The following is a 23,187-nucleotide window of genomic DNA, read 5'->3' on the forward strand; positions in this document are numbered from 1 at the left end:
CAGGCCACGCGGCGGGCGGATACGACTGCGGTGGTCATCGGCGCCCCCTCCCGCGCAGCTTGAGGACTTCTGGTCCCCCCGGCGGAAGGCTAAGCCAAACCCGATGGTCGCAACAGGGGTCGACCATCCGGTTCGACGTGAATCATGCTCCGATCAGCCGTCGCGGCGCTGCTTGCGCCCGTTGGGAGCATCCGTGGATGAATCCTCCGTCACGATCCCACCTGTCGGATCATCGACCGAGCGGTCCATCGACTCCGTGCCGGGTGCCGTCGGCCCCTCGGTCGGGAACCGGTCCGGAAGCCGGCGCAGGCGGGCATTCATGTTCCGGATCAGCAGCACGGTGGCGGCACCGAGGACGAGGATGAGGAACAGGCCCATCGGCCCGGCGAGGCCACCGGTGCGGGTGTCCCCGAAGTTGTTCTGGGCGAGCACCTGAGCAGCGGTCAGCATGGGATTCCTCCGGGTCGCGGTGTGCGACCAGGGTAGCCCGCCGCCCGCTCAGCGGGCATGGGCCGTACCTCGTACGCCAGCGAACAGGTCCGACTCCGGCATCGGGCTGTCGACCGACGACCGGACCAGCTCGAAATCCTCCGTCGGCCAGGCGCGCTGCTGCAACTCCATCGGCACCTGGAACCAGAAGCCGTCCGGATCCACCTGGGTGGCGTGCGCCCGCAGCGCGTCGTCGCGCACCGGGAAGTACTCGGCGCAGGGCACCCGGGTGGTGATCCGGGGCCCCTTGTCCGGCCGGTCCTCCCAGCGGGTCAGCCACTCCGCGTACGGCGACTCGGCACCGGTCGCGAGCACGGCCTCGTGCAACGCCAGGATCTTGCCCTTGGAGAAGCCGATGTCGTAGTAGAGCTTGAGCGGCTGCCACGGCGCGCCCAGTTCCGGGTAGCGCTCGGCGTCGCCGGCCGCGTCGAAGGCCGCCACGCTGACCTTGTGGCACATGATGTGGTCCGGGTGCGGGTAGCCACCCTCCTCGTCGTAGGTGGTGACCACGTGCGGACGGAACTCACGCATCAGCCGCACCAGCGGGCCGGCGGCCACGTCCACGTCCTGGAGGGCGAAACAACCCTCGGGTAGCGGCGGCAACGGATCGCCCTCGGGCAGACCGGAGTCGACGAAACCCAGCCATGCCTGCTCGATGCCGAGGATCGCCCGGGCCGCGTCCATCTCGGCGCGACGGATCTCGGCGATGTTCGCCCAGACGTCGGGACGGTCGAGCTTGGGGTTGAGCACGCTGCCCCGCTCACCGCCCGTACACGTCACGACCAGCACGTCCACCCCCTCGGCGACGTACTTCGCCATCGTCGCGGCGCCCTTGCTCGACTCGTCGTCGGGGTGCGCGTGAACGGCCATGAGTCGAAGTTGCTCTGCCAAGGTCGGCGCTCCTCGTCTCTGCCCACCGGCGACCCACCCCGGGCCCCCGTTGACCTGCCGGATTCCTCCCCGTAGCGGCACCGGACCGCGCCGGCCTGTCATATTTGACCCCAGCCGTACGCGACGCTGAGCCAGATCTGGCGACCGAGTCGAACAGGAATGGCGGACTCTGCCATTCTTGCCGATACCGCTGACAACAACGCCAGGGAGATACCCGACGGTGACCGAGACGCACGCCACACTTGGACCGGACGCGCCGGTTTTCCCAGCCGGCCGATACGGCCGCCGCCGCGCGCCGCGGCGCCGCCGCCCGGTGCTGGCCGCGCTGCTCGCCGTCGTCGTGGTCGCGACGCTCACCGTCGTCTCGGTCCGGCTCTACCGGCAGTACGGCGATCCGGCGTACGACGCCCAGGTGATCAGCTACGGCGACATCACGGACGACCAGGTGGTGGTCGACTTCCGGGTGAACCTGCCGGACGGTGGCTCGGCGGTGTGCGTGCTGCGCGCCCGGGACCATGCCGGTGCCGAGGTGGCCCGCGAGGAGGTGCCGGTGACCGCCGTCGCCGGGCAGCCTCACGTCACCGTCCGGCACCGCCTCGCGACCACGGCGCGGCCGTTCATCGGTGAGGTCGTCCGCTGCCGGCCACCCGTCTGAGGATCGACGACGCCCGGCGTGATCGCCGACACTCCTTGTCGTAGGGCACTGGTAACTTGGAGGTTCACCTGTCAGCCAGCACGCACAACCGAGGAGGACCGCCTGTGTCCAATGGCAACGAGGCGCCCGCCACCTGGCTGTCCCAGGACGCGTACGACCGCCTGAAGGGCGAGCTCGACGAGTTGATCGCCAACCGGCCGGTCATCGCCGCCGAGATCAACGCCCGGCGTGAGGAAGGCGACCTGCGCGAGAACGGCGGCTACCACGCCGCCCGCGAGGAGCAGGGCAAGGCCGAGGGGCGCATCCTCTACCTGAAGGAGCTGCTCCGCACGGCCCAGGTCGGCGAGGCGCCGACCGTCGACGCCGTGGCGCCCGGGATGGTCGTGACGATCTACTTCGACGACGACGCCGACGACACAGAGACGTTCCTGCTCGGCTCGCGTGAGATCGCCTCGACCACGGACCTGACGGTCTACAGCCCCGAGTCGGCCCTCGGCCAGGCGATCCTGGGCGGCAAGGCCGGCCAGGCCTGCACCTACACCGCTCCGAGCGGCGCCGACATCAAGGTGACCGTGGTCAGCTTCGAGCCGTTCTCCGGCTGACCGTCGTCATCCGCCGGCCGGGCCGGCAATCCGATCGTCCAGAGGCGTGACGCCACCGCGTCACGCCTCTGGTGCGATGGTCACCTGGTAGCCACTGGCCCGCAGGGCGCTGATCAGCATGTCGGAGTGTTCGACGCCACGGGTCTCCACCGACAACGCCACCTCCACCTCGCCGAGGCGTAGGTGCGGGTTGGCCCGCTGGTGCACCACGTCCACCACGTTCGCCCGGTGCTCGGCGATCTCGCTCAACAGCGAGGCCAGCTGTCCGGGCCGGTCCGAGCAGCGCACCGTCACCCGCAGGTAGCGACCTGCCGCCGCCAGTCCGTGCTCGATCACGCGCAACATCAGCAGCGGGTCGATGTTGCCACCGGAGAGCACCACCACCGCCGGCGCGGTCACCTCGACAGCACCGGCCAGCAGGGCGGCCACGCCAACCGCCCCGGCCGGCTCCACCACCTGCTTGCCGCGTTCGAGCAGCATCAGCAGCGCCCGGGAGATGTCCTCCTCGGAGACGGTGACCATGTCGTCGACAAGCTTGCGGACGTGGCTGAAGGTGACGTCGCCCGGCCGACCGACCGCGATGCCGTCCGCGATGGTGGTGAAGGCCGGCAGCCGGACCGGCTCGCCCGCGACAAGTGACGGCGGGAAGGCCGCCGCACCGGCCGCCTGCACCCCGATCACCCGAACCTCCGGCCGGAGCGCCTTGGCGGCAACCGCCAGCCCGGAGATCAGTCCTCCCCCGCCGACACCGGTGACGATCGTGGTCACCTGCGGGCACTGCTCCAGGATCTCCAGCGCCACCGTGCCCTGCCCGGCGATGACGTCCCGGTGGTCGAACGGATGGATCAGCACTGCTCCGGTGCGCTCGGCGAACGTCTGCGCCGCGACCAGAGACTCGTCGACCGTGGCACCGATCAGCTCGACCTGGGCGCCGTATCCCTTCGTGGCCGCCACCTTCGGCAGTGGCGCATTCACCGGCATGAAGACAGTGGCGTGGGTGCCGACCAGGCCGGCGGCGAGCGCCACCCCCTGTGCGTGGTTGCCGGCGCTGGCCGCGACCACACCCCGGGCACGCTCCTGCGCCGACAGCCGCGAGATCCGCACGTACGCGCCGCGCACCTTGTAGGACCCCGCCCGCTGGAGGTTCTCGCACTTGAGCCAGACCGGCCCGCCGAGCGCGGCACTGAGCGGGCGGGACGACTCCAGCGGAGTGGTACGGACGACCCCGTCGAGCAGGTCCCGGGCGGCGCGCACCTCGTCCAGGCTGACCAGTTCCGTCATGCCTAGATCGTGCCACCCGCCCCGTCCGGCGTCGGCGACGCCCGACCCGGAACAGCCGGCAGCGGACCGTTGGGCGGTACCGGTAACGGCACGGCCCGGGCCGGATCCGGCGATGCGGCCATCGTCATGCCGGGCAGGATCGGGCCGGCGGGCATCGACCGTGCGATTCGGGCGGTCTGGGCAGCGGAGATGCTCTGGATCAGCACGATCAACGAACCTCCCGCCACCGTGCAGAAGATCGCGGGCACCAGGTACTCACCGGTGGCCGTCAGATAGTGGTCGGCGTACGCCTGGAAGTCGGACGAGGTCTGCGGGTACGGCAACGCCTCGTACTCGGCGGCGGCGGAGCGCGCGAACATCCGTTCCGCGAAGAGGAACACCAGCCAACTGCCCCACCACACGTGCACGAGTACCGGGGTACTCAGCCGCCAGAGACTCTCCCGGGCGATGTTGCCCACCACCCGGTGCGGCATCACGAAGTTGACGAACGGCACCAGCCATCCGGCGATCGCCCACCCGTCGGAGTTGGTGGGCCCGGCGCCCGGAAAGACGTCCAGGTTCGTCCGGGCCCGCCAGGTCCAGACGATCACGAGCACGATCGCGACCAGGAACGCGACCTGGTAGAGCAGTGCCGCCGCCAGTTCCAGCACCCCCGCGGTGAGCAGGAACGTCTCGCTGTCGCGGGTGTCGGCCGCCCGCTCGGCGAGCAGCGCGTTCACCGGCTGGACGGCCACCGTCAACAACAGGAACGCGGTGGTCGCGGCGACGGCGACCGAGGCGGCCCGACCGACGCCCCGGACCGGTCGCACCCGGGCACCCGGGTGCAGGGCCGGCGCACCGACCGGCGTGCGGCAGGTCGGGCATTCTCTGGTGCGTACGTCGGTCTCGGTGTCGCAGGTGTGGCAGAGCATGCTCGGCGGTCCTCCCCTGTCGCGGTGCCGGGGAGCCTAGATGATCAAGCGTTGGCTGGCCAGCCCGTTCCGACGTGCGGGTATCCGGGTGCGTGCCGAGGCCACGGGTTCGCCATCTCGAACTGACCGGCGACGCCGAGCAGCAGCAGTTCCGAGCCGGGTGGTCCGACAAGTTGCACGGCGAGCGGCAGCCCGTCCGGGCGGCGGCCCACCGGCACCACCAGGGCGGGCAGGCCGGCGATGTTCCACGGCGCGGCGTAGGGCGCGTACCGGATGCTGGCCAGCATGTTGGCCTGCCAGGAACGGGTCGACCAGCTTGCCGCCGGCGGCGGCGCGCTGGCCAGCGCCGGGGTGAGCAGCAGGTCCACCGAGTGGTCGGTGAAGAAGCCGATCGACCGCTCGCGCCAGGCCGACCGGTCGGCCTCCCGGACGTACCCGCGCCGCCAGGCCCACTCGCCGAGGGTGACGTGCCGGCGGCTGCGGCGTTGCAGGGCCCGTCGGTCGACCCCGGCGTCACGCACGTCGGCTGCGGCGGCGGCGAACCAGGTGGCGACGCCCTTCAGGCCCAGCGACGTCGGGTACACCGGGTCGGCCGGCACCGTGTCGTGCCCGGCACCGGCGAGCAGCCGACCGGCGGCGGCGACCGCGTCCCGGTTCGGCGCGTCGGGTGAGACGCCCCGCACGGGCGATCGCAGCGACACCCCGACCCGCAGCCGCTGCGGTGGTACGAGCTTGCTCTGGGCACGGCCGGCGAGCACCTGGAAACCGACCGCCGCGTCGGCGACGGTGGTGCTGAGCATGCCGTGCTCGGTCAGGCCGAACCAGTCCTCCGCGCCGAGCTGACAGGGCACCACCCCACGACCGGGTTTCAGGCCGACCAGCCCGCAGCAGGCGGCCGGGATCCGGATCGAGCCGAGACCGTCGTTGCCGTGGGCGATCGGCACCAGTCCGGCAGCCACGGCCGCGGCCGCACCACCGGAGGAGCCGCCCGGGGTGCGGGACAGGTCCCACGGGTTGCGGGTGACGGCGGTCTCGTCGTCGGTGCTGCCCCACAGGCCCAGCTCGGGCATCCGGGTGACGCCGAGGATCACCGCGCCGGCTCCGCGCAGTCGGCGGACCACCTCGTGGTCGGCCTCCGCCACGGGGGTACGGACGGCGGCGGAACCGTTCCAGGTGGGCACACCGGCCACCGGGGTGTTCTCCTTGACCGCGACCGGCACCCCGGCCAGCGGGAGGTTCGCCAGGTCCTCCTGCTCGTCGACCTTCTCCGCCTCGGTGACCGCCTCCCCGCCGCGTACCGCGCGGAACGCGGCGAGGTCGACGTCGGTCTTGGCGACGTGGTCAAGGTGGTCGGCAAGCACCTGGGTGGCGGAGACGTCTCCCCGGCGTACCCCCCGGGCGATCTGTTTGGCGGTCGCCCCGACCCAGGTCGGCATGATGTCCTGCACGGCCACCCTCCCAAGCCAGCGGTCAGCCCAGCGCCTGCTCCAGATCGGCGAGCAGGTCTTCGACCGTCTCGATGCCGACAGACAGTCGCACGAGATCGGAGGGAACTTCAAGCGGCGAGCCGGCAGCACTCGCGTGTGTCATCCGACCGGGGTGTTCGATCAGGGATTCCACCCCACCGAGGGACTCGGCGAGCACGAAGAGCCGGGCCCGGTTGCAGATCTCGACAGCGTGCTCCTCACCCCCGGCCGCGCGGAAGGAGATCATGCCGCCGAACCGGCGCATCTGCTTCGCCGCCACCTCGTGCCCTGGGTGCGTGGGCAGACCCGGATAGAGCACCTGACCGACCTTGGCATGCCCGTCCAGGTACGCCACGATCCGTTCGGCGTTGTCGCAGTGCCGGTCCATGCGTACCCCGAGGGTCTTGATACCGCGCAGGGTCAGCCACGCGTCGAACGGACCGTTGATCGCGCCCATCGCGTTCTGGTGGTAGCGCAGTTGCTCGCCGAGGTCGGCGTCGGCCGCCACCAGCGCGCCACCGACCACGTCGGAGTGCCCGCCGACGTACTTGGTGGTCGAGTGCACGACCACGTCCGCGCCGAGCGTGATCGGCTGTTGCAGGTACGGCGAGGCGAACGTGTTGTCGACCACCAGCAACGCCCCGGCGTCGTGCGCCACGGCGGCCAGGGTGGCGATGTCGGCGATGCCGAGCAGCGGATTGGTCGGGGTCTCCACCCAGACCACCTTCGTGACGCCGGGCCGGATCGCGGCCCGCACGGCGTCCGCGTCGGAGACCCGGGCCGGGGTGTACGCCAGACCCCACCGCTCGGCGACCTTGGCGAAGAGCCGATACGTGCCGCCGTACGCGTCATCGGGGATCACCACGTGGTCGCCCGGACCACACACGGTACGCAGCAACGTGTCCTCGGCGGCGAGACCGCTGGCGAAAGCCAGGCCGACCTGGCCGGCCTCCAGCGCGGCCAGGCACTCCTGGAGCGCGTCCCGCGTCGGATTGCCGGAGCGGCTGTACTCGTAGCCGAGCCGTGGCGCGCCAACCGCGTCCTGGGCGTACGTGCTGGTCTGGTAGATCGGTGGGATCACCGCGCCGGTGCGGGCCTCGGGGTCCTGGCCGGCATGGATGGCGAGCGTCTCGAAGCCATGGGTCATTCCGCAGACGTTAGTCCTCCCGCCCGTCCCACCGTATGAAACCCACCCTGCCGGCCGGCTGGGTCATACTGGGCCGATGAGTCCGACGGAAACGCTGGCGTCTCGCCTGGCCGGCGCGGCCGACCGCATCCCGACGTCACTGGACCAGCTCACCGGGCCGGAGTGTGGCCACGTCGTACTGCCCCTGCGCTTGGCCTGGTCGGGTCTCACCGAGTTCGACATCGCCGATCCGCGGCAACGACTGACTCTGTACCGGACGTTGCTCGACTGCGGCCAACGGGACGATATCGTCCGCTACGTCAACGCGACGCTGCTCCGTAACGACTGGCCCCGCATCAGGCGGCTCACGTCAAGGCGTCTCGTGGCGATCTGGGAACGTCGGCTTCCCGAACTCGTTTCCTGAGTGTGGATGAACTACACCTTCGACTGCTGCGCGTCGGCTTCACTGCTGGCGACGACCTCGGGCTCGTCCTGGCTGGCGGCTACGCCCTCGCCGCCCACGATCTCGTCAAACGACCGTCCCGGGACATCGACTTCGCGACAGCCACCACCCTTCCGCTACCGGCCGTGGCCGCGCGCCTTGTCGATGCGTACGTCGCAGCCGGATTCGACGCCCGCATCATCGAGGCGACCGCACGGATGGCACGGTTGATGGTCACCGCCACGGGCCAAGCCTGCGAGGTTGACCTGTTGAAAGAGGCGATCGGGCCACCCGCCGCGCTCAACCTTGGGCCCGTTCTCGCCTTCGACGACGCTGTGGGCCTGAAGATGCGAGCGCTTCACGAACGCGCTGCGCACCGTGACTACATTGACATCCACGCCGCCAACGACCGGCTCCCTCGGCCCGACCTGGAGTCCCTGGGTGCCCGACACACGGTCGGATTCTCGTTGGAGGAGTTGGCTGACCGGCTCGGCGCCATCGGTGAGCTGGACGACGAGACGTTCACCGCGTACGGGCTGACGGACCCGAGGATCGTCGAGCTACATGGCTGGGCTCTCGACTGGGAGGCGGACATCCGGTTCCGGCTGGCGAACGGAGAGACCGGTCCGGTCCCGGTCGTCGGCGACGAGTGGGACGCGTACCTCGACCGCTTGTGACGAGCGGGCGGCGGCACCCGGTCCGGCTTAACCTGGCCGGATGGCGGGGTGTGTGTTCTGCGGGATCGTGGCTGGTACGGTGCCGGCGTTCCAGGTGACCGACGAGCCGGACGGGGTGGCGTTCCTGGACACCCGACCGGTGTTCAAGGGGCATGCGCTGGTGGTGCCGCGCACCCATCTGGTCACCCTCGCCGACCTGCCGCCGGAGTCGCTGCCCGGCTACTTCGGGTTGGTGCGGCGGATCGCCGTGGCGGTCGAGTCCGGTCTCGGCGCGGGCGGCACGTTCGTGGCGATGAACAACCGGGTGTCCCAGTCGGTGCCGCACCTGCACACCCATGTGGTGCCCAGGACGAAGGGCGACGGGCTGCGTGGCTTCTTCTGGCCGCGTACCCGGTACGCCGACGACGCCGAGGCCACCTCGTACGCGGGCCGTGTCCGGGCGGCGCTGGCGGCCTGACGGCGCACGACGCGGGTAAGGAAGCGGGGTCCGCCGGTGTTGCACGCGGGGAAGGGTACGAAAGGAGTTCCACCGTGTTCCTCCGCCGCATGAAGGCCGAGATGATCTCACCTGACCGGGCCCTGCCCGGCCGTCCCATCGCGATGCCGGTGGCCGACCGGCACGAGGTGCTCGGGACCCCGCTGAAGGGCCCGTTCCCCGAGGGCTACCAGGTCGCCGTGTTCGGTATGGGGTGTTTCTGGGGAGCCGAGCGCCTGTTCTGGACGCTGCCCGGCGTCTTCACCACCTCCGCGGGGTACGCGGGTGGTTACAGCCCCAACCCGACCTACGAGGAGGTCTGCTCCGGGATGACCGGGCACGCCGAGGTGGTCGAGGTGGTGTACGACCCAACGAAGATCAGCTACGAGGACCTGCTGAAGGTCTTCTGGGAGAACCACGACCCGACCCAGGGCATGCGCCAGGGCAACGACGTGGGCACCCAGTACCGGTCCGCGATCTACGCCAGCACGGACGAGCAACTGGCGATCGCCGAGGCGTCCCGAGAGGCGTTCGCGCCGATCGTGGCCCGGGCCGGCAAGGGCGAGATCACCACGGAGATCGCCCGACTCGGCGACTACTACCTGGCCGAGGACTACCACCAGCAGTACCTCGCGCCGACCAAGAACCCCAACGGCTACTGCAACCACGGTCCGAACGGGCTGAGCTGCCCGGTCGGCGTGGCCCGTACCGCAGGCTGAATCCAGGCGTTAGCCTGATTCGGACGTTGGGAGGGCACGATGAGCGGCGACAGCGCTAGCCGTCCACACGGTTACGCCAAGCCGATTGTCGTGCCCGAAACCCTCGATCAGCTCTGCGGGCCCACTTCCGGGGTAGTGGATCTACCACGCCATCTCAAGTGGTCCGGCAATCCTCGTTACGACCTCACGCAGCCCGGACGCATCGGCGACCTGTACCGGACGGTCCTCAACGAGGCCGCCAGTCCGACCGACCTCTACACCTACGTCAGCCGCGATGCCCTGATCCGGCTCTGGCCGTCGATGTGGCTGCCCCAGGCCGTGCGCCGCGCATGGGAGGAACGTTTCCCTGAACTGCGCCGCGCCCCCCGCCGCGCTGCCTGACACGATGCTGCCGAGTCACGTCAAGATCACCAGAGTCGCTCTCGCGGCGGCCGGACGGTTCGGCTTCGCCTTGGCAGGTGGATACGCGGTGAGCGCGCACGGCATGGGCAGTCGGCTCAGCGGCGACGTCGATCTTTTTACGTCCTGGCATCTGCGTGCCTCTTTCCCGGAAGCGGTCGACAACGTCATCAACGCCCTCGAAGAGCACAGGTACACAGTCACCGCGCTGATTCGGAGTGAGACGTTCGTCCGCCTACTCATCGCCGGCCAAGATGATCCAGGCGCGGAGCCGGACAAGCTGGAGATGTCGGCGGATTGGCGGGCGCACGACCCGGTGATGTCGGCCGTCGGCCCTGTCCTACACCCCGACGACGCCGTCGCCAACAAGATGTGTGCGCTCTTCGGCCGCGCCGAGGCCCGAGATTTTCTCGACGTAGACGCCGCCCTCATGAGCGGCCGCTACACCAAGCAACGCCTGCTCGAACTGGCTGCGGCAGCAGATCCGGGTTTCGAGCCGCACGCCTTTGCGGACGCGCTCGGCGCGTTGACGCAGATCACCGATGCGGACTTCGACTGCTACGGAATTCCGGCCGCTGAGCTACCTGCTGTCCGTGATCGTTTCGCTCGATGGCGACGCGAACTCACCGACACGCCATAGGCGCAGCAGGTGCGGCAACACCGCCAGTGGAGATGCCCCGCCCTCGACCAAGAACCCGAACGGGTACTGCAACCACGGTCCGAACGGGCTGAGCTGCCCGGTCGGCGTGGCCCGTACCGCAGGCTGAGCAGGGCAACGCGCCCAAGCGCCCTTGGCAGCCGGCCCGCCGAAGTCGGCGGGCCGGCTGCCGTCGCGTGTGCGGGACCACCGACCCCGTGATCACGCCCATGCCACACGTATTGCGGCATTCGTCACACCCGGCGCCGCTTCGCAAAGGCCGCAAGTGTCACGAGGTAGGCAGGAAACGACCCAACACTCGGCGTGGGATGTCACCTGCTTGATCGCGGGGCGCGGATTCTAGCAATGCTGTTACACGACCGTCATGGTCTCAACAGGCTAATCGCAACATCCTCTGGCAGCATGGGCACACATGTGCGGACTGGCTGGGGAGTTCCGACGGGACGCGACGCGTGCCAACGTCGCAGCGGTGGAACAAATGGCCGCCACCATGTGCGATCGGGGGCCGGACGGCAGCGGGGTGTGGTCACAGGGGGCGGTCGCCCTCGGCCACCGGCGCCTGAAAATCATCGACCTGTCGGCGGCCAGCGGCCAGCCGATCGTCGACTCCGCCGCCGGTCTGGCCGGCGTCTTCAACGGCTGCATCTACAACTACCGCGAGCTGCGTGCCGAGCTGCAGGCCAAGGGCCACCACTTCTTCTCCACCGGGGACAGCGAGGTCGTCGTCAAGGCGTACGCCGAGTGGGGGCTGGACTTCGTCGACCACCTGATCGGCATGTTCGCCGTGGCGATCAGCGAACGGGACACCGGCCGTCTGGTGCTGGCCCGGGACCGGCTCGGCATCAAGCCGCTCTACCTCGCCGAGTCCGCCGGCGTGGTGCGCTTCGCCAGTACCCTGCCGGCGCTGCTGGCCGGCGGCGGGGTGGACACCGGCATCGACCCGGTCGCCCTGGGCCACTACCTCAGCTTCCACAGCATCGTGCCGCCGCCGCGCACCATCCTGCGCGGGGTCACCAAGCTGCCACCGGCCACCGTGCGGGTCTACGAGGCCGACGGCCGCAGCCACGAGCGGGTCTACTGGGATCCACCGTTCCTCCGCCGCGACGAGCACGCCGGCTGGTCCGAGCGGGACTGGCAGGACGCGCTGCACGAGTCACTCACCACCGCCGTACGTCGGCGGATGGTCGCCGACGTACCGGTCGGCGTGCTGCTCTCCGGTGGCCTGGACTCCAGCCTGGTGGTCGCCCTGCTGGCCGGGGAGGGGCAACGCGGGCTGTCCACGTTCTCCATCGGCTTCGACGCCGTCGGCGGCCGTGAGGGCGACGAGTTCCGCTACTCCGACGTGGTCGCCAAGACCTTCGACACCGACCACCACCAGATCCGGGTCGCCGCCCAGGATCTGGTCCCGCCGCTGGAGGCGGCCGTCGCGGCCATGAGCGAACCCATGGTCAGCCACGACTGTGTCGCCTTCTACCTGCTCAGCCAGGAGGTGTCGCGGCACGTCAAGGTGGTGCAGTCCGGCCAGGGTGCCGACGAGATCCTGGGCGGCTACCACTGGTACCCGCCACTGGCGCAGGTCGGTCGGGAACAGGCCCTCGACACGTACGCCCGGGCCTTCTTCGACCGCGACGGCGCCGGCCTGGCCCGGGTGCTCAACCCCGACTGGCTCGCCGACGGCGATCCGGCGCGGGAGTTCGTCGCCGCGCACCTGGCGCGGCCGGGCGCGCAGACCGCGGTCGACGCCGGCCTGCGCATCGACACGCAGATCATGCTCACCGACGACCCGGTCAAGCGGGTCGACAACATGACCATGGCGCACGGGCTGGAGGCCCGGGTGCCGTTCCTGGATCACGAGTTCGTGGAACTGGCCGCCGCCTGCCCGCCGGAGTTGAAGCTGGCGCAGGGCGGTAAGGGTGTGCTGAAGGAGATCGGCCGTCGTGTGCTGCCGCACGAGGTCATCGACCGGCCCAAGGGTTACTTCCCGGTGCCGGGCCTGACGCACCTGGAGGGCAAGCTCCTCGACCGGGTACGCGACGCGCTGTCCGCTCCCGAGGCCCGCCGCCGCGACCTGTTCCGCACCGATTACGTCAACGCCCTGCTCGACGCGCCCAACGCCGAACTGACCCCGTTGAACGGAAACAAGCTGTGGCAACTCGGACTCCTGGAAATGTGGCTCCAGAGCCACGGAATCGACTGAGCGTGACCGACACCCTGGCCACCGGCGTAGCCCGGACCGACCGGGGCCGCGGCGCGGGCAGACGGTACGAGCGGGTCGGGCCGGGCGGTGATCCGATCGCCACCGGCGGTGCCGACCCGACCGCCGACGAGCGCCCGAGCACCGGTGCGGACGTCATCGTCGACTGCGGTTGGGGGCGGCTGGTCTTCGGCCAGACGTTCGCCAACCAGTCCGCGGTCGCCGACGTGCTGCGCTCCGAGGCGGCCGGAGCCCGGGACATCTGCATCTACCTGCGAGATCCGCACGTGCTGGTCTCCCGGCTGCCCGACGAGCTGTTCATCGACCCGTCGCTGACCTTCCGGCTGCCGCTCGGCGGGGACCGTCGCGGGCCCCGTCCCGGTGCCGGGACGACCGAGGAGGCCGGCACCGCCGAGACGCCGGCACCGCTCGACGGCCGCAACGAACTGCCCGGGGTACGCATCCGCCGGTTGCGCGACGCCGCCGACGCGGACGCGGTCAACCGGATCTACGCGGCCAACGGCATGGTCACCGCCCCGGTCGACGTGCTTGTCGACAACGCCGCGACCGACCGGTTCCTGCACCTGGTGGCCGAGGCGGTCACCGGCGAGATCGTCGGCACCATCACCGGCATCGACCATGTGGCGGTCTTCGACGACCCGGACAACGGCGCCAGCCTGTGGTGCCTGACCGTCGACTTCAACCAGGCCCCGCCCGGCACCGGGCAGGCACTGATCACCGAGCTGGCCAGCCGGTTGGTCGCCCGGGGTCGCGCGTACGTCGACCTGTCCGTGCTCGCCGAGAACGCCGGGGCGATCCGGCTCTACGAGCGGCTCGGTTTCTACCGCACCGCCACGCTCTGCGTGAAGCGGAAGAACCCGATCAACGAGCGGTTGTTCCTGCCGGCCATGCCGGTCGGGTACGACGGGCTCAACCCGTACGCCCGGATCGTCGCCGACGAGGCGATGCGGCGTGGCATCCGGGTGGAGGTGACCGACCCGGAGTGGGGCGAGCTGCGGCTGACCAGTGGCGGTCGGACGATCCTCACCCGGGAGTCGCTGTCCGAGCTGACCTCGGCGGTGGCGATGAGCCGCTGCGACGACAAGCGGGTCACCCGACGGATCCTGACCGAGGCCGGCCTGTCGGTGCCGCGCGGGCGCACCGCCACCGGCGACGCCGCCGACGCGGAGTTCCTGGCCGAGGTGGGCCAGGTGGTGGTCAAGCCGGCCCGGGGCGAGCAGGGCAACGGCATCACCGTCGGGGTACGCACCCCCGAGGCGCTGGCCGCCGCCGTGGAGCTGGCCGCCCGGTTCTGCCCGGAGGTGCTGCTGGAGGAGCTGTGCTCCGGTGAGGACCTGCGGGTCGTCATGATCGATCACGAGGTGGTGGCCGCCGCCGTCCGCCGGCCCGCCTCGATCACCGGCGACGGCGTGCACGACATCGCCGAGCTGATCGAGCGGCAGAGTCGCCGCCGGGCCGCCGCCACGGGCGGCGAGTCCCGCATCCCGCTTGACGACATGACCCGGGACGTGGTCACCGAGGCCGGCTACCAGCTGCACGACGTGCTGCCGGAGGGGCAGATGCTCGCCGTGCGGCGCACCGCGAACCTGCACACCGGCGGCACCATCCACGACGTGACCGGCGAGCTGCACCCGCTGATCGCCGAGGCGTGCGTCGCCGCCAGCCGCGCCATCGACATCCCGGTCACCGGGCTCGACCTGCTGGTGCCGGCGCCGGACCAACCCGAGCACGTCTTCATCGAGGCCAACGAGCGGCCCGGGCTGGCCAACCACGAACCGCAGCCCACCGCCGAACGCTTCGTGGATCTGCTCTTTCCCGGGACTCGGGCACCGCAGAAGCTGTGGACGCCGGCGGGTGCGGCACCATCTGGGGCATGACCGTACGCAAGACCACTCCGCTCCCCATCGACCTGGACTACCTCCGTCAGGTGCTGGTCGAGCTGCTCGACATACCGAGCCCCTCGGGGCGCACCGACCACGTGCAGCAGTACGTGGGTGAACGCCTGTCCGCGCTCGGCATCCCGTCGACGCTCACCCGCCGGGGCGCGCTGAGCGCCTGCCTGCCCGGACCCCGCGAGACCGGCGCGGACCGGGCGATCGTGGTGCACACCGACACCATCGGCGGAATGGTCAAACGGCTGAAGGAGAACGGCCGGCTGGAGCTGAAGCCGATCGGGACGCACAGCGCCCGGTTCGCCGAGGGCGCGCACGTACGGATCTTCACCGACGACCTGGACCGGGTGGTCACCGGGCAGGTGCTGCCGCTCAAGGCCAGCGGCCACCGCTACAACGAGGGCGTCGACCTGCAGGGCTTCGGCTGGGAGCAGGTGGAGGTACGCGTCGACGAGCCGGTGGAGGACATCGCCGGGCTGCGGGCGCTCGGCGTCGACGCGGGCGACTTCGTGGCGTTCCTGCCCAACCCGACGGTCACGCCCAGCGGGTACGTCAAGTCCCGCCACCTGGACGACAAGGCCGGCGTGGCCGCGGTGCTCGCCGCCCTGAAGGCGATGGTCGACGCCGGGGTGAAGCCGGCCGTGACCGCGCATCTGCTGGTCACCGTGACCGAGGAGATCGGCCACGGCGCGTCCCACGGCCTCGACCCCGACGTGGCCGAGATCGTCTCGGTGGACGCGGCGGTGGTCGCCCCCGGTCAGCAGTCCCGCGAGCATTCCGCCACCCTGGCGATGGGCGACGGCGTGGGCCCGTTCGACTACCACCTGACCCGCAACCTGGCGTCGATCGCCCGGGAGCACGACGTGGATCTCGTGCGGGACGTCTTCGACTACTACCGCTCCGACGTGGCGGCGGCGGTGGAGGCCGGGGCGCACGCCCGGGTGGCGCTGCTCGGCTTCGGTGTCGACGCCACCCACGGTCACGAGCGCACCCACCTGGAAGGGCTGCGCCACCTGGCCCAGTTGATCTGCCTGTACCTCCAGAGCGACCTGGTGTTTCCCGAATGGGACGCCGAGCCGGAGGGCGACCTGGCCGACTTCCCGTCGCTGGCGGTGCAGCCGGCCAACGCCGACGGCCCGCGCGAGGGCCCGATCGGCATCGCCCAGACCGCCTGACCGGAGCGGCGACGGCAGTGTGATCGAAATCCGTTGCCGGTGGGCCGCCGGCTGGATAGCGTGGCGGTACACGGGAAAGGAGGTGGTCCAGACTTGTATAGCAATCGGACTCGTGAGGTGGCTGTCCGCTAGCCGCTGTCCTCGACAGTGACAGCCTGTCCCCCGGGACGGGCACGGTAAGAGTCGTCGAGACCGTGTGGCAGCGGTGCGGCGAAACCACGACAGCCACCCGACCCCCGGGGTGCCGGCCCAGTCCAGTCGGCCCGCGCGTCAGCGCGGAAGCCCCGGGGGTCGCTTCATTCCGTACCGGAGGCGGCCGTGTCCATGCGCGAGCTGGTGGTGCTCGGCACGGCGAGCCAGGCGCCCACCCGGACCCGCAACCACAACGGGTACGTGCTGCGGTGGGACGACGAGGTGATCCTCTTCGACCCCGGCGAGGGCAGCCAGCGGCAACTGCTGCACACCGGCGTCACCGCCAGCGACCTGACCCGGATCTGCGTCACCCACTTCCACGGCGACCACTGCCTCGGCCTGCCCGGCACCATCCAGCGCCTGTCCCTGGACCGGGTGCCGCATCCGGTGGCGGTGCACTTCCCGGCCGGCGGTGCCGACTACTTCGCCCGGCTGCGGCACGCCAGTTCCTTCCACGAGACCGCCGAACTGGCCGTGGTGCCGATCGAGGCGGACGGGCAACGGGTCGCGCTGCGCTGCGGGACGCTGGAGGCGCGTCAGCTGCGGCACCCCGTCGAGACGTACGGTTATCGGCTGGTGGAGCCGGACGGGTGCCGGATGCTGCCGGAGAAGCTGGCCGCGTACGGCATCGCCGGGCCGGCGGTCGGTGAGCTGCACCGCGTCGGCCACCTCGACCTCGACGGGCGCCGCGTCACCCGGGACGAGGTGAGCACGCCACGGCCGGGGCAACGGTTCGCCTTCGTGATGGACACCGGCCTCTGCGACGGGGTGTACGCGCTGGCTGAGCACGCCGATCTGCTGGTCATCGAGTCGACGTTCCTGGAGTCGGAGGCCGCGCTCGCCGCCGAGGTCGGGCACCTCACCGCCGGTCAGGCGGCGCGGGTGGCGGCCGAGTCGGGGGTACGCCGACTCGTGCTCACCCACTTCTCCCAGCGGTACGCCGATCCGGCCCGCTTCGCCGACGAGGCCCGCCGGCACTTCGACGGAGACCTGGTGATCGCCGAGGATCTGACCACGGTTCAGGTGCCACCCCGGCGGGTACTCTCGGCGGGGTGAGCGTCACGCTGCGTCCGGCAGAGTCGGCCGATCTCCTGCCGGTGGGCGCCCTGCACCAACGTTCCCGGGTCGCCGCGTACTCCTCGTTCCTGCCGGCGGAGGCGCTCGCCGACCCGACGCCGGAGGCGATGGGCGAGTACTGGGTGCACCGATGGACCTGGGAGCGGGCGGACCATCTGATGACGGTGGCCGAACGGGACGGCGTGCTGGCCGGCTTCAGCTATTTCGGCCCCGACGACGCGGGCGACCCGGCGACCGGCCTGCTCAACGCCATCCACCTGGAGCCGACCGAACGCGGTCGCGGCGTCGGCCGGGCGCTGATGCTCGACGCCCTGACCAACATGCGGGCGCGCGGCTGGCGCCGCGCGGTCCTCTGGGTACTACGCGACAACACCCACGCCCGCCACTTCTACGAGCGCGGCGGCTGGCACCCCACCGGCCAACAACGCGACGAGACGATCGGCACCGCACTCACCCCCCAACTCCGCTACACCCGCCCCCTCTGACTCCCCTCCCCCCGTTGATCATGAGGTTAGCGGCATCGTGGAGATCGAAGACTGCCGCTAACCTCATGGTCAACACTGCTGTGGGGGGTCGGGTCAGCGGGCGCCGAGGTGGGCCAGGAGGTCCTGGCGGGTGAGGACGCCCTTGGGTTTGCCGTCGATCAGGACCAGGGCGGCGTCGGACTTCTCCAGGAGGTTCACCGCCTCGCTCACCGGCTGGCCGCCGCCGATCATCGGCAGCGGCGGGCCCATGTGCCGCTCGATGGTGTCGTGCAGGTGCGCCTGACCGGTGAAGAGCGCGTCGAGCAGATCCTTCTCGGCGATCGAGCCGGCCACCTCGCCGGTCACCACCGGCGGCTCGGCCTTGAGCACCGGCAACTGCGAGACGCCGTACTCGCGCATGTAGTCGATGGCGTCGCGAACCGTCTCGGTCGGGTGCACGTGGACCAGTTCGGGCAGGCCGCCCGGCTTGCCGGCCAGGGCCTGCGAGACGGTGGGTTCCGAACCGGAGGCGTCGAGGAAGCCGTAACGCGCCATCCAGGCGTCGTTGAAGATCTTGGAGAGATAGCCCCGGCCGCCGTCCGGCAGCAGCACCACGACCACGTCGTCCGGGCCGGCGGTGCGCGCCACCTCCAACGCCGCGACCGCCGCCATGCCGCAGGAGCCACCGACGAGCAGGCCCTCCTCGCGGGCCAGCCGCCGGGTCATCTCGAAGGACTGCTTGTCCGAGACCTCGATGATCTGGTCGGCCACGCTCCGGTCGTACGTCTCCGGCCAGAAGTCCTCGCCGACCCCCTCGACCAGGTACGGCCGACCGGTGCCGCCGGAGTAGACCGAGCCCTCCGGGTCGGCACCGATGATCTTGACGGTGCCGTTGGAGGCCTCCTTCAGGTAGCGCCCGATGCCGGAGATGGTGCCACCGGTACCCACCCCGGCCACGAAGTGGGTGATCCGTCCCTCGGTCTGCTTCCACAGCTCCGGGCCGGTCGTCTCGTAGTGCGAGCGTGGGTTCGCCGGGTTGGCGTACTGGTTGGGCTTCCACGCGCCGGGGATCTCCCGGGCCAGCCGGTCGGAGACGTTGTAGTACGAGCGGGGGTCCTCCGGGGCGACGGCCGTCGGGCAGACCACCACCTCGGCGCCGTACGCCCGCAGCACGTCCTGCTTGTCCTGACTGACCTTGTCGGGGCAGACGAACACGCAGCGGTAGCCCCGGAGCTGGGCCACCAGGGCCAGCCCGACGCCGGTGTTGCCGCTTGTCGGCTCGACGATGGTGCCGCCCGGCCGGAGGATCCCCGCCGCCTCGGCGTCCTCCACCATGCGCAGCGCGATCCGGTCCTTCACCGACCCGCCGGGGTTGAGGTACTCCACCTTCGCCAGCACCGTCGCCCGGATGCCCTCGGCGACGTTGCGTAGCCGTACCAGCGGCGTGTTGCCGATCATTTCGACCACGTTGTCGTAGTACTGCACCTCGTTGTGCCCTTTCGCTCCGGCACCGGCACGCCAGGCCGGGCGGGTGAACCAGGTGGAATTCCCGCCCAGGGTACGTCGGTCAGCGCACCACGTGGCCCGGGACCACGTTGCTGCGACGTGCCTCCCACTCCAGGAAGCGCTCGGTCTCGGCGAGCACCGCACCGGCCAGCCAGGTGACCATCACCGCGTCGTCGATCAGCCCGAACACGGTGAGGAACATTTCCGGGACCGCGTCGATCGGCGAGACGATGTACGCCGTGGCGGCGGTCATCATGGCCAGCCGCAGCCCGCCGTCGTACTGGCCCCGGGCGGTGGCCGCGATCATCCTGGGCAGCGCCCCGATCCGGGCGCCGAGCGACGGCCCGCCCCGGGCGCCGGCCGTCATCGCCCGTGCCAGCGCCGCGAACGCGGCACCTCGCTTCAACGTCTTAGCCATCGTCGTGCTCCTCTCCACGTGCAGCGTGACGCCCCGCCGCAACACCGTCCATCCAAGTACCCAGGACGGTCGATTTCCAGGCACCGCAGCGCCGCAACGATGACAGCAGGGCGTCAGACGGGCGCGCTAATGTCACGGTATGGGGGTCGCTGGTTCCGTCGTACCGGATCGTCCGCGCTGGCAGCGCACCCTGCGGGTGGCCCGGCTGGCGGCCATCGGCACGGGCGCCACGGTGGCCGCCGCCGCGGCGACGACAGGTGTGCTCCTCGGTCAGGCCCGGCAGGCCCGACGCACCATCCCGATGGCCGAGGCGCCGCCACCACGCTGCGACGGCATCTACGGCCCGAAGTTTCCCGGGCCCGCGATCACCATGGTCGTTCTCGGCGACTCGTCGGCCGCCGGCTACGGGGTGCACCGGCGCCGTGAGACGCCGGGCGCGTTGTTGGCCACCGGCCTGTCCCGGCGCCTGCGGCGGCCCGTCCGGTTGCACCGGTTCGCGGTGGTGGGTGCCATCTCGGCCGGCTTGAAGTTCCAGGTCGAGGCGGCCCTGGAGTGCGACCCCGACGTCGCGGTCATCCTCATCGGCGGCAACGACGTCACCAACCGCACGCCGCCGGCCCTGGCCGTGCGCTACCTCGTCGAGGGGGTCCGGGCGCTGCGCGCGGGCGGCGCCGAGGTGGTCGTCGGGACCTGCCCCGACCTGGGCGCGATCCGACCCATCCAGCCGCCGCTGCGCTGGTTGGCCCGCCGGTGGAGCCGGCAACTCGCCGCGGCGCAGACGGTCGCGGTGGTGTCGGCCGGCGGCTGGACGGTCTCGCTCGGCGACCTGCTCGGTCCCCGGTTCACCGCCGAGCCGGGGCGGATGTTCGGCTGGGACCGGTTCCACCCCTCCGCCGAGGGGTACGCGGCGGCTGCCGCCGCCCTGTTGCCGACGGTGCTCTCCGCGCTGGGGCACGGCGGCGAACGCAGGCCTACGCCAACGCGTCTCGAAGGCGTACGGTCGTTGCCGAAGGCCGCGCAGGAGGCGGCTCGGCATCCGGGGACGGAGGTCAGCGGTACGCAGGTCCGCGGCAGCGAGAGCGGCCCGGCCGGCCGTTGGGCGCAGCTGCGTCGGCGGGCATTCTTCGGTGTCGGTCCGACACCGCAGTCCGCCCCCACCGTCGACTCACCCGCAGTGGAAGGATTCTCATGACCGAGCGGATCAGGGGCCGGCTCGGCTCCGGCGCCGGCCCGAGGCGGGCACCATGACCGGTCTTCCTCCCGGCGACCGGGTCGCCGCGCGCGTCGCCCGTACCGCCGCGTTCTCCTGCTCGCTGGCGCGCTCGGCGGAGCCGTGGTGCTCGCCGGCGAGGCCGTGGTGGCGCGCAACCGCCGTTACGCCCAGCCGGAACTCGGCCTGGCGCTGCGGGCCACCGTCGGTCGGGCCGGCGCCCCACCGCTGCGTCTGGTGCTGCTCGGTGACTCCGCAGCCCTCGGCGTCGGCGTGGACCGGCTCGGCGACACCATCGGCGGGCAGTTGGCGGAGCTGCTCGCCGAGGGGCCGGGCGGGCGGCAGGTTCACCTGTCCAGCGTCGGTGTCTCCGGCTCCCGCTCGACCGACCTGGCCACCCAGGTGGCCCGGGCGCTGCTCGGTGAGCGGCCGGACGTGGCGGTCATCCTGGTCGGAGCCAACGACGTCACCGGCATGCGCCGCCCGGCCGAGGCCGCCGCCTACCTCGGCGCGGCCGTGCACCGGCTGCGGCACGCCGGTGTCGAGGTCGTGGTCGGCACCTGCCCGGATCTCGGCGCGGTACGCGCGATCGCAGCGCCCCTGCGGCAGGTCGTCGGCTGGCTGGGGCGCCGCGTCGCCCGGGCACAGACCGGTGCGGTGCTCGACGCCGGTGGGACGGTTGTCGATCTGGCCACCGAGACGGGACCGGTGTTCCGGGCCGACGCCGGCACCTTCTGCCACGACGGCTACCACCCCTCCGCCGACGGCTACCGGGTCTGGGCGCACGCCCTGCTGCCCGCCGTGGTCGCCGCAGCGGCCGTCACCCCACGCCACTGAACCGTCTACTCGTCCGGGTTGCGCGGGGGTGACATTTCCCGGCGCCCGGAAAACTTCCGCCGCAAGTTACCGGCGAGTTAACGTGACCGTATGCCGATTGAGTCGTCCCGCGACGCCGTCATCGTCGCCACCGCCCGCTCCCCCATCGGCCGGGCACACAAGGGGTCCCTACGGGATCTCCGCCCGGACGATCTGGCCGCCACCATCGTGCAGGCGGCCCTGGACAAGGTGCCGCAGCTCGACCCGCGACAGATAGACGACCTCTACCTCGGGTGCGGCCTGCCCGGCGGGGAACAGGGCTTCAACATGGCTCGCGTGGTGGCCGTGCTGATGGGCCTCGACGGTCTGCCCGGCGCGACCCTCACCCGCTACTGCGCCTCCTCGTTGCAGACGACGCGGATGGCCTTGCACGCGATCCGGGCCGGTGAGGGCGACGTCTTCGTCTCCGCCGGGGTCGAGATGGTGTCCCGGTACGCGCGCGGCAGCTCCGACGGCCTGCCGCCCGAGGCTCAGGCCCTGCTCGGCGGCTGGGAGAACCCCCGCTTCGCGTCGGCACGTGAGCGGTCCAAGGCCCGTGCAGAGGCCGGCGCGCCGGTCTGGACCGACCCGCGCGAGAAGGACGCCCTGCCCGACGTGTACCTGGCCATGGGGCAGACCGCCGAGAATCTCGCCCAGGTCCACGACGTGAGCCGCGCAGAGATGGACGCCTTCGGCGTACGCAGCCAGAACCTGGCCGAGAAGGCGATCGCCGACGGGTTCTGGGCCCGGGAGATCACCCCGGTCACCACGCCCGACGGCACGGTGGTCAGCACCGACGACGGCCCCCGCGCCGGGGTCACCCTGGAGGCGGTCGCCGAGCTGAAGCCGGTCTTCCGTCCGGACGGCCGGATCACCGCCGGCAACTGCTGCCCGCTCAACGACGGGGCCGCCGCGGTGGTCGTGATGAGCGCGCAGCGGGCCGAGGAACTGGGCGTGACTCCGCTGGCGCGGATCGTCTCCACAGGTGTCACCGCGTTGTCACCGGAGATCATGGGCCTCGGTCCGGTGGAGGCGAGCCGGCAGGCACTCGAACGCGCCGGGATGACCATCGACAACGTCGACCTGGTCGAGATCAACGAGGCCTTCGCCGCCCAGGTGATCCCGTCGTACCGCCAGCTCGGCATCCCCGAGGAGAAGCTGAACGTGATGGGCGGGGCGATCGCCGTCGGTCACCCGTTCGGAATGACCGGTGCCCGGATCACCGGCACGCTGCTCAACGCCCTGCAATGGCACGACAGGACCATCGGCCTGGAGACCATGTGCGTCGGTGGCGGGCAGGGCATGGCGATGGTCATCGAGCGCCTGAGCTGACATCGCTTCCACGGCCCGGCCCGCGTGGTCGGCGCGGGATGGTCGGCCCGGTCAAGCCGG

The 23,187-nt window shown here is 71.1% G+C and carries 24 protein-coding genes and 1 pseudogene; 17 read left to right on the top strand and 8 right to left on the bottom strand.

Annotated features, from left to right (window positions below; genetic code table 11):
- Window positions 1-153: 153 nt before the first annotated feature.
- Together ENC19_RS05405 and mca are read right to left on the bottom strand one after the other, a co-directional pair.
- Window positions 154-450: a hypothetical protein gene (locus ENC19_RS05405; protein WP_164446060.1), complete on the bottom strand. Its 297-nt coding sequence runs from the start codon at window positions 448-450 to the stop codon at window positions 154-156.
- A gap of 48 nt (window positions 451-498) precedes the next feature.
- Window positions 499-1,380: a mycothiol conjugate amidase Mca gene (gene mca / locus ENC19_RS05410; RefSeq protein WP_164446061.1), complete on the bottom strand. Its 882-nt coding sequence runs from the start codon at window positions 1,378-1,380 to the stop codon at window positions 499-501.
- Window positions 1,381-1,600: 220 nt separating this feature from the next.
- Here mca and ENC19_RS05415 point away from each other — a divergent pair, with 220 nt between their 5' ends.
- Window positions 1,601-2,035: a DUF4307 domain-containing protein gene (locus ENC19_RS05415; protein ID WP_164446062.1), complete on the top strand. Its 435-nt coding sequence runs from the start codon at window positions 1,601-1,603 to the stop codon at window positions 2,033-2,035.
- 104 nt (window positions 2,036-2,139) lie between these two features.
- Window positions 2,140-2,637: a transcription elongation factor GreA gene (gene greA / locus ENC19_RS05420; RefSeq protein ID WP_164446063.1), complete on the top strand. Its 498-nt coding sequence runs from the start codon at window positions 2,140-2,142 to the stop codon at window positions 2,635-2,637.
- A gap of 60 nt (window positions 2,638-2,697) precedes the next feature.
- On the opposite strand, the gene ilvA is transcribed toward greA, so the two are convergent.
- From ilvA to ENC19_RS05440, 4 genes are read right to left on the bottom strand one after another with little or no spacing between them, the layout of a single operon-like run.
- Window positions 2,698-3,918, bottom strand: coding sequence for a threonine ammonia-lyase (gene ilvA / locus ENC19_RS05425; RefSeq protein ID WP_164446064.1), 1,221 nt, complete (start codon window positions 3,916-3,918; stop codon window positions 2,698-2,700).
- A gap of 2 nt (window positions 3,919-3,920) precedes the next feature.
- Window positions 3,921-4,829 (bottom strand): DUF4328 domain-containing protein, encoded by a 909-nt coding sequence (locus ENC19_RS05430; protein ID WP_164446065.1) that lies wholly within the window; start codon window positions 4,827-4,829, stop codon window positions 3,921-3,923.
- A 44-nt stretch (window positions 4,830-4,873) separates the two neighbouring features.
- Complete coding sequence (locus ENC19_RS05435) at window positions 4,874-6,283, bottom strand: amidase (protein WP_164446066.1); 1,410 nt, start codon at window positions 6,281-6,283, stop codon at window positions 4,874-4,876.
- Between the two features lie 16 nt (window positions 6,284-6,299).
- Window positions 6,300-7,442 (bottom strand): cystathionine gamma-synthase, encoded by a 1,143-nt coding sequence (locus ENC19_RS05440; protein ID WP_164446067.1) that lies wholly within the window; start codon window positions 7,440-7,442, stop codon window positions 6,300-6,302.
- Between the two features lie 76 nt (window positions 7,443-7,518).
- Between ENC19_RS05440 and ENC19_RS05445 the strand changes: the two genes are divergently transcribed.
- The 12 genes and pseudogenes from ENC19_RS05445 (at window position 7,519) to ENC19_RS05495 (ending at window position 17,827) form a co-directional block, all read left to right on the top strand.
- Window positions 7,519-7,845 (top strand): hypothetical protein, encoded by a 327-nt coding sequence (locus tag ENC19_RS05445; RefSeq protein WP_164446068.1) that lies wholly within the window; start codon window positions 7,519-7,521, stop codon window positions 7,843-7,845.
- A 2-nt stretch (window positions 7,846-7,847) separates the two neighbouring features.
- Window positions 7,848-8,540, top strand: a complete 693-nt coding sequence (locus ENC19_RS05450; protein ID WP_164446069.1) for a nucleotidyl transferase AbiEii/AbiGii toxin family protein — start codon at window positions 7,848-7,850, stop codon at window positions 8,538-8,540.
- A 40-nt stretch (window positions 8,541-8,580) separates the two neighbouring features.
- Window positions 8,581-8,997, top strand: coding sequence for an HIT family protein (locus ENC19_RS05455; RefSeq protein WP_164446070.1), 417 nt, complete (start codon window positions 8,581-8,583; stop codon window positions 8,995-8,997).
- 74 nt (window positions 8,998-9,071) lie between these two features.
- A complete protein-coding gene (msrA, locus tag ENC19_RS05460; RefSeq protein ID WP_164446071.1) occupies window positions 9,072-9,734 on the top strand; it encodes a peptide-methionine (S)-S-oxide reductase MsrA in 663 nt (220 codons plus the stop codon).
- Between the two features lie 39 nt (window positions 9,735-9,773).
- Window positions 9,774-10,115 (top strand): hypothetical protein, encoded by a 342-nt coding sequence (locus ENC19_RS05465; RefSeq protein WP_164446072.1) that lies wholly within the window; start codon window positions 9,774-9,776, stop codon window positions 10,113-10,115.
- Between the two features lie 4 nt (window positions 10,116-10,119).
- Entirely contained in the window at window positions 10,120-10,773 is a 654-nt protein-coding gene (locus ENC19_RS05470; protein ID WP_164446073.1) for a nucleotidyl transferase AbiEii/AbiGii toxin family protein, read from the top strand.
- Between the two features lie 46 nt (window positions 10,774-10,819).
- Window positions 10,820-10,900: pseudogene (locus ENC19_RS31685) on the top strand (peptide-methionine (S)-S-oxide reductase MsrA); the annotation flags it as partial.
- A 303-nt stretch (window positions 10,901-11,203) separates the two neighbouring features.
- Window positions 11,204-12,988, top strand: coding sequence for an N-acetylglutaminylglutamine amidotransferase (locus ENC19_RS05475; protein WP_164446074.1), 1,785 nt, complete (start codon window positions 11,204-11,206; stop codon window positions 12,986-12,988).
- Window positions 12,989-12,990: 2 nt separating this feature from the next.
- Window positions 12,991-14,883 carry an N-acetylglutaminylglutamine synthetase gene (gene ngg / locus ENC19_RS05480; protein ID WP_164446075.1) on the top strand — a complete coding sequence of 631 codons (1,893 nt, stop codon included), beginning with the start codon at window positions 12,991-12,993 and terminating at the stop codon, window positions 14,881-14,883.
- Window positions 14,880-16,073: an osmoprotectant NAGGN system M42 family peptidase gene (locus ENC19_RS05485; protein ID WP_164446076.1), complete on the top strand. Its 1,194-nt coding sequence runs from the start codon at window positions 14,880-14,882 to the stop codon at window positions 16,071-16,073. Before ngg ends, ENC19_RS05485 begins: the two co-directional genes overlap by 4 nt.
- A gap of 318 nt (window positions 16,074-16,391) precedes the next feature.
- Window positions 16,392-17,321: a ribonuclease Z gene (locus ENC19_RS05490; protein WP_164446077.1), complete on the top strand. Its 930-nt coding sequence runs from the start codon at window positions 16,392-16,394 to the stop codon at window positions 17,319-17,321.
- Window positions 17,318-17,827, top strand: a complete 510-nt coding sequence (locus ENC19_RS05495; RefSeq protein WP_164446078.1) for a GNAT family N-acetyltransferase — start codon at window positions 17,318-17,320, stop codon at window positions 17,825-17,827. The genes ENC19_RS05490 and ENC19_RS05495 overlap by 4 nt, the downstream gene beginning before the upstream one ends.
- Before the next feature lie 93 nt (window positions 17,828-17,920).
- Here ENC19_RS05495 and ENC19_RS05500 read toward each other — a convergent pair whose 3' ends face one another.
- Window positions 17,921-19,291, bottom strand: coding sequence for a cystathionine beta-synthase (locus ENC19_RS05500; protein ID WP_164446079.1), 1,371 nt, complete (start codon window positions 19,289-19,291; stop codon window positions 17,921-17,923).
- An 82-nt stretch (window positions 19,292-19,373) separates the two neighbouring features.
- Window positions 19,374-19,730, bottom strand: coding sequence for a YkvA family protein (locus ENC19_RS05505; RefSeq protein ID WP_164446080.1), 357 nt, complete (start codon window positions 19,728-19,730; stop codon window positions 19,374-19,376).
- A 139-nt stretch (window positions 19,731-19,869) separates the two neighbouring features.
- Here ENC19_RS05505 and ENC19_RS05510 point away from each other — a divergent pair, with 139 nt between their 5' ends.
- The 3 genes from ENC19_RS05510 (at window position 19,870) to ENC19_RS05520 (ending at window position 23,127) form a co-directional block, all read left to right on the top strand.
- Window positions 19,870-20,922: an SGNH/GDSL hydrolase family protein gene (locus ENC19_RS05510; RefSeq protein ID WP_164446081.1), complete on the top strand. Its 1,053-nt coding sequence runs from the start codon at window positions 19,870-19,872 to the stop codon at window positions 20,920-20,922.
- Between the two features lie 114 nt (window positions 20,923-21,036).
- Entirely contained in the window at window positions 21,037-21,777 is a 741-nt protein-coding gene (locus ENC19_RS05515) for an SGNH/GDSL hydrolase family protein (RefSeq protein ID WP_164446734.1), read from the top strand.
- Window positions 21,778-21,867: 90 nt separating this feature from the next.
- Complete coding sequence (locus ENC19_RS05520) at window positions 21,868-23,127, top strand: acetyl-CoA C-acetyltransferase (protein WP_164446082.1); 1,260 nt, start codon at window positions 21,868-21,870, stop codon at window positions 23,125-23,127.
- Window positions 23,128-23,187 lie beyond the last annotated feature (60 nt).

This window comes from Verrucosispora sioxanthis, assembly GCF_010560025.1.
In the GTDB taxonomy this organism is placed as follows: domain Bacteria; phylum Actinomycetota; class Actinomycetes; order Mycobacteriales; family Micromonosporaceae; genus Micromonospora; species Micromonospora palythoicola.

What these genes read in the sequence shown, in the direction of transcription:
- ENC19_RS05475 (WP_164446074.1), top strand. Translation starts at nt 11,204, where the DNA reads ATGTGCGGACTGGCTGGGGAGTTCCGACGGGACGCGACGCGTGCCAAC.
- ENC19_RS05440 (WP_164446067.1), bottom strand. Translation starts at nt 7,442, where the DNA reads ATGACCCATGGCTTCGAGACGCTCGCCATCCATGCCGGCCAGGACCCC.
- ENC19_RS05510 (WP_164446081.1), top strand. Translation starts at nt 19,870, where the DNA reads ATGGGGGTCGCTGGTTCCGTCGTACCGGATCGTCCGCGCTGGCAGCGC.
- ENC19_RS05445 (WP_164446068.1), top strand. Translation starts at nt 7,519, where the DNA reads ATGAGTCCGACGGAAACGCTGGCGTCTCGCCTGGCCGGCGCGGCCGAC.
- ENC19_RS05405 (WP_164446060.1), bottom strand. Translation starts at nt 450, where the DNA reads ATGCTGACCGCTGCTCAGGTGCTCGCCCAGAACAACTTCGGGGACACC.
- ilvA (WP_164446064.1), bottom strand. Translation starts at nt 3,918, where the DNA reads ATGACGGAACTGGTCAGCCTGGACGAGGTGCGCGCCGCCCGGGACCTG.
- ENC19_RS05455 (WP_164446070.1), top strand. Translation starts at nt 8,581, where the DNA reads ATGGCGGGGTGTGTGTTCTGCGGGATCGTGGCTGGTACGGTGCCGGCG.
- ENC19_RS05430 (WP_164446065.1), bottom strand. Translation starts at nt 4,829, where the DNA reads ATGCTCTGCCACACCTGCGACACCGAGACCGACGTACGCACCAGAGAA.
- ENC19_RS05470 (WP_164446073.1), top strand. Translation starts at nt 10,120, where the DNA reads ATGCTGCCGAGTCACGTCAAGATCACCAGAGTCGCTCTCGCGGCGGCC.
- ENC19_RS05465 (WP_164446072.1), top strand. Translation starts at nt 9,774, where the DNA reads ATGAGCGGCGACAGCGCTAGCCGTCCACACGGTTACGCCAAGCCGATT.
- ENC19_RS05505 (WP_164446080.1), bottom strand. Translation starts at nt 19,730, where the DNA reads ATGGCTAAGACGTTGAAGCGAGGTGCCGCGTTCGCGGCGCTGGCACGG.
- ENC19_RS05520 (WP_164446082.1), top strand. Translation starts at nt 21,868, where the DNA reads ATGCCGATTGAGTCGTCCCGCGACGCCGTCATCGTCGCCACCGCCCGC.
- ENC19_RS05485 (WP_164446076.1), top strand. Translation starts at nt 14,880, where the DNA reads ATGACCGTACGCAAGACCACTCCGCTCCCCATCGACCTGGACTACCTC.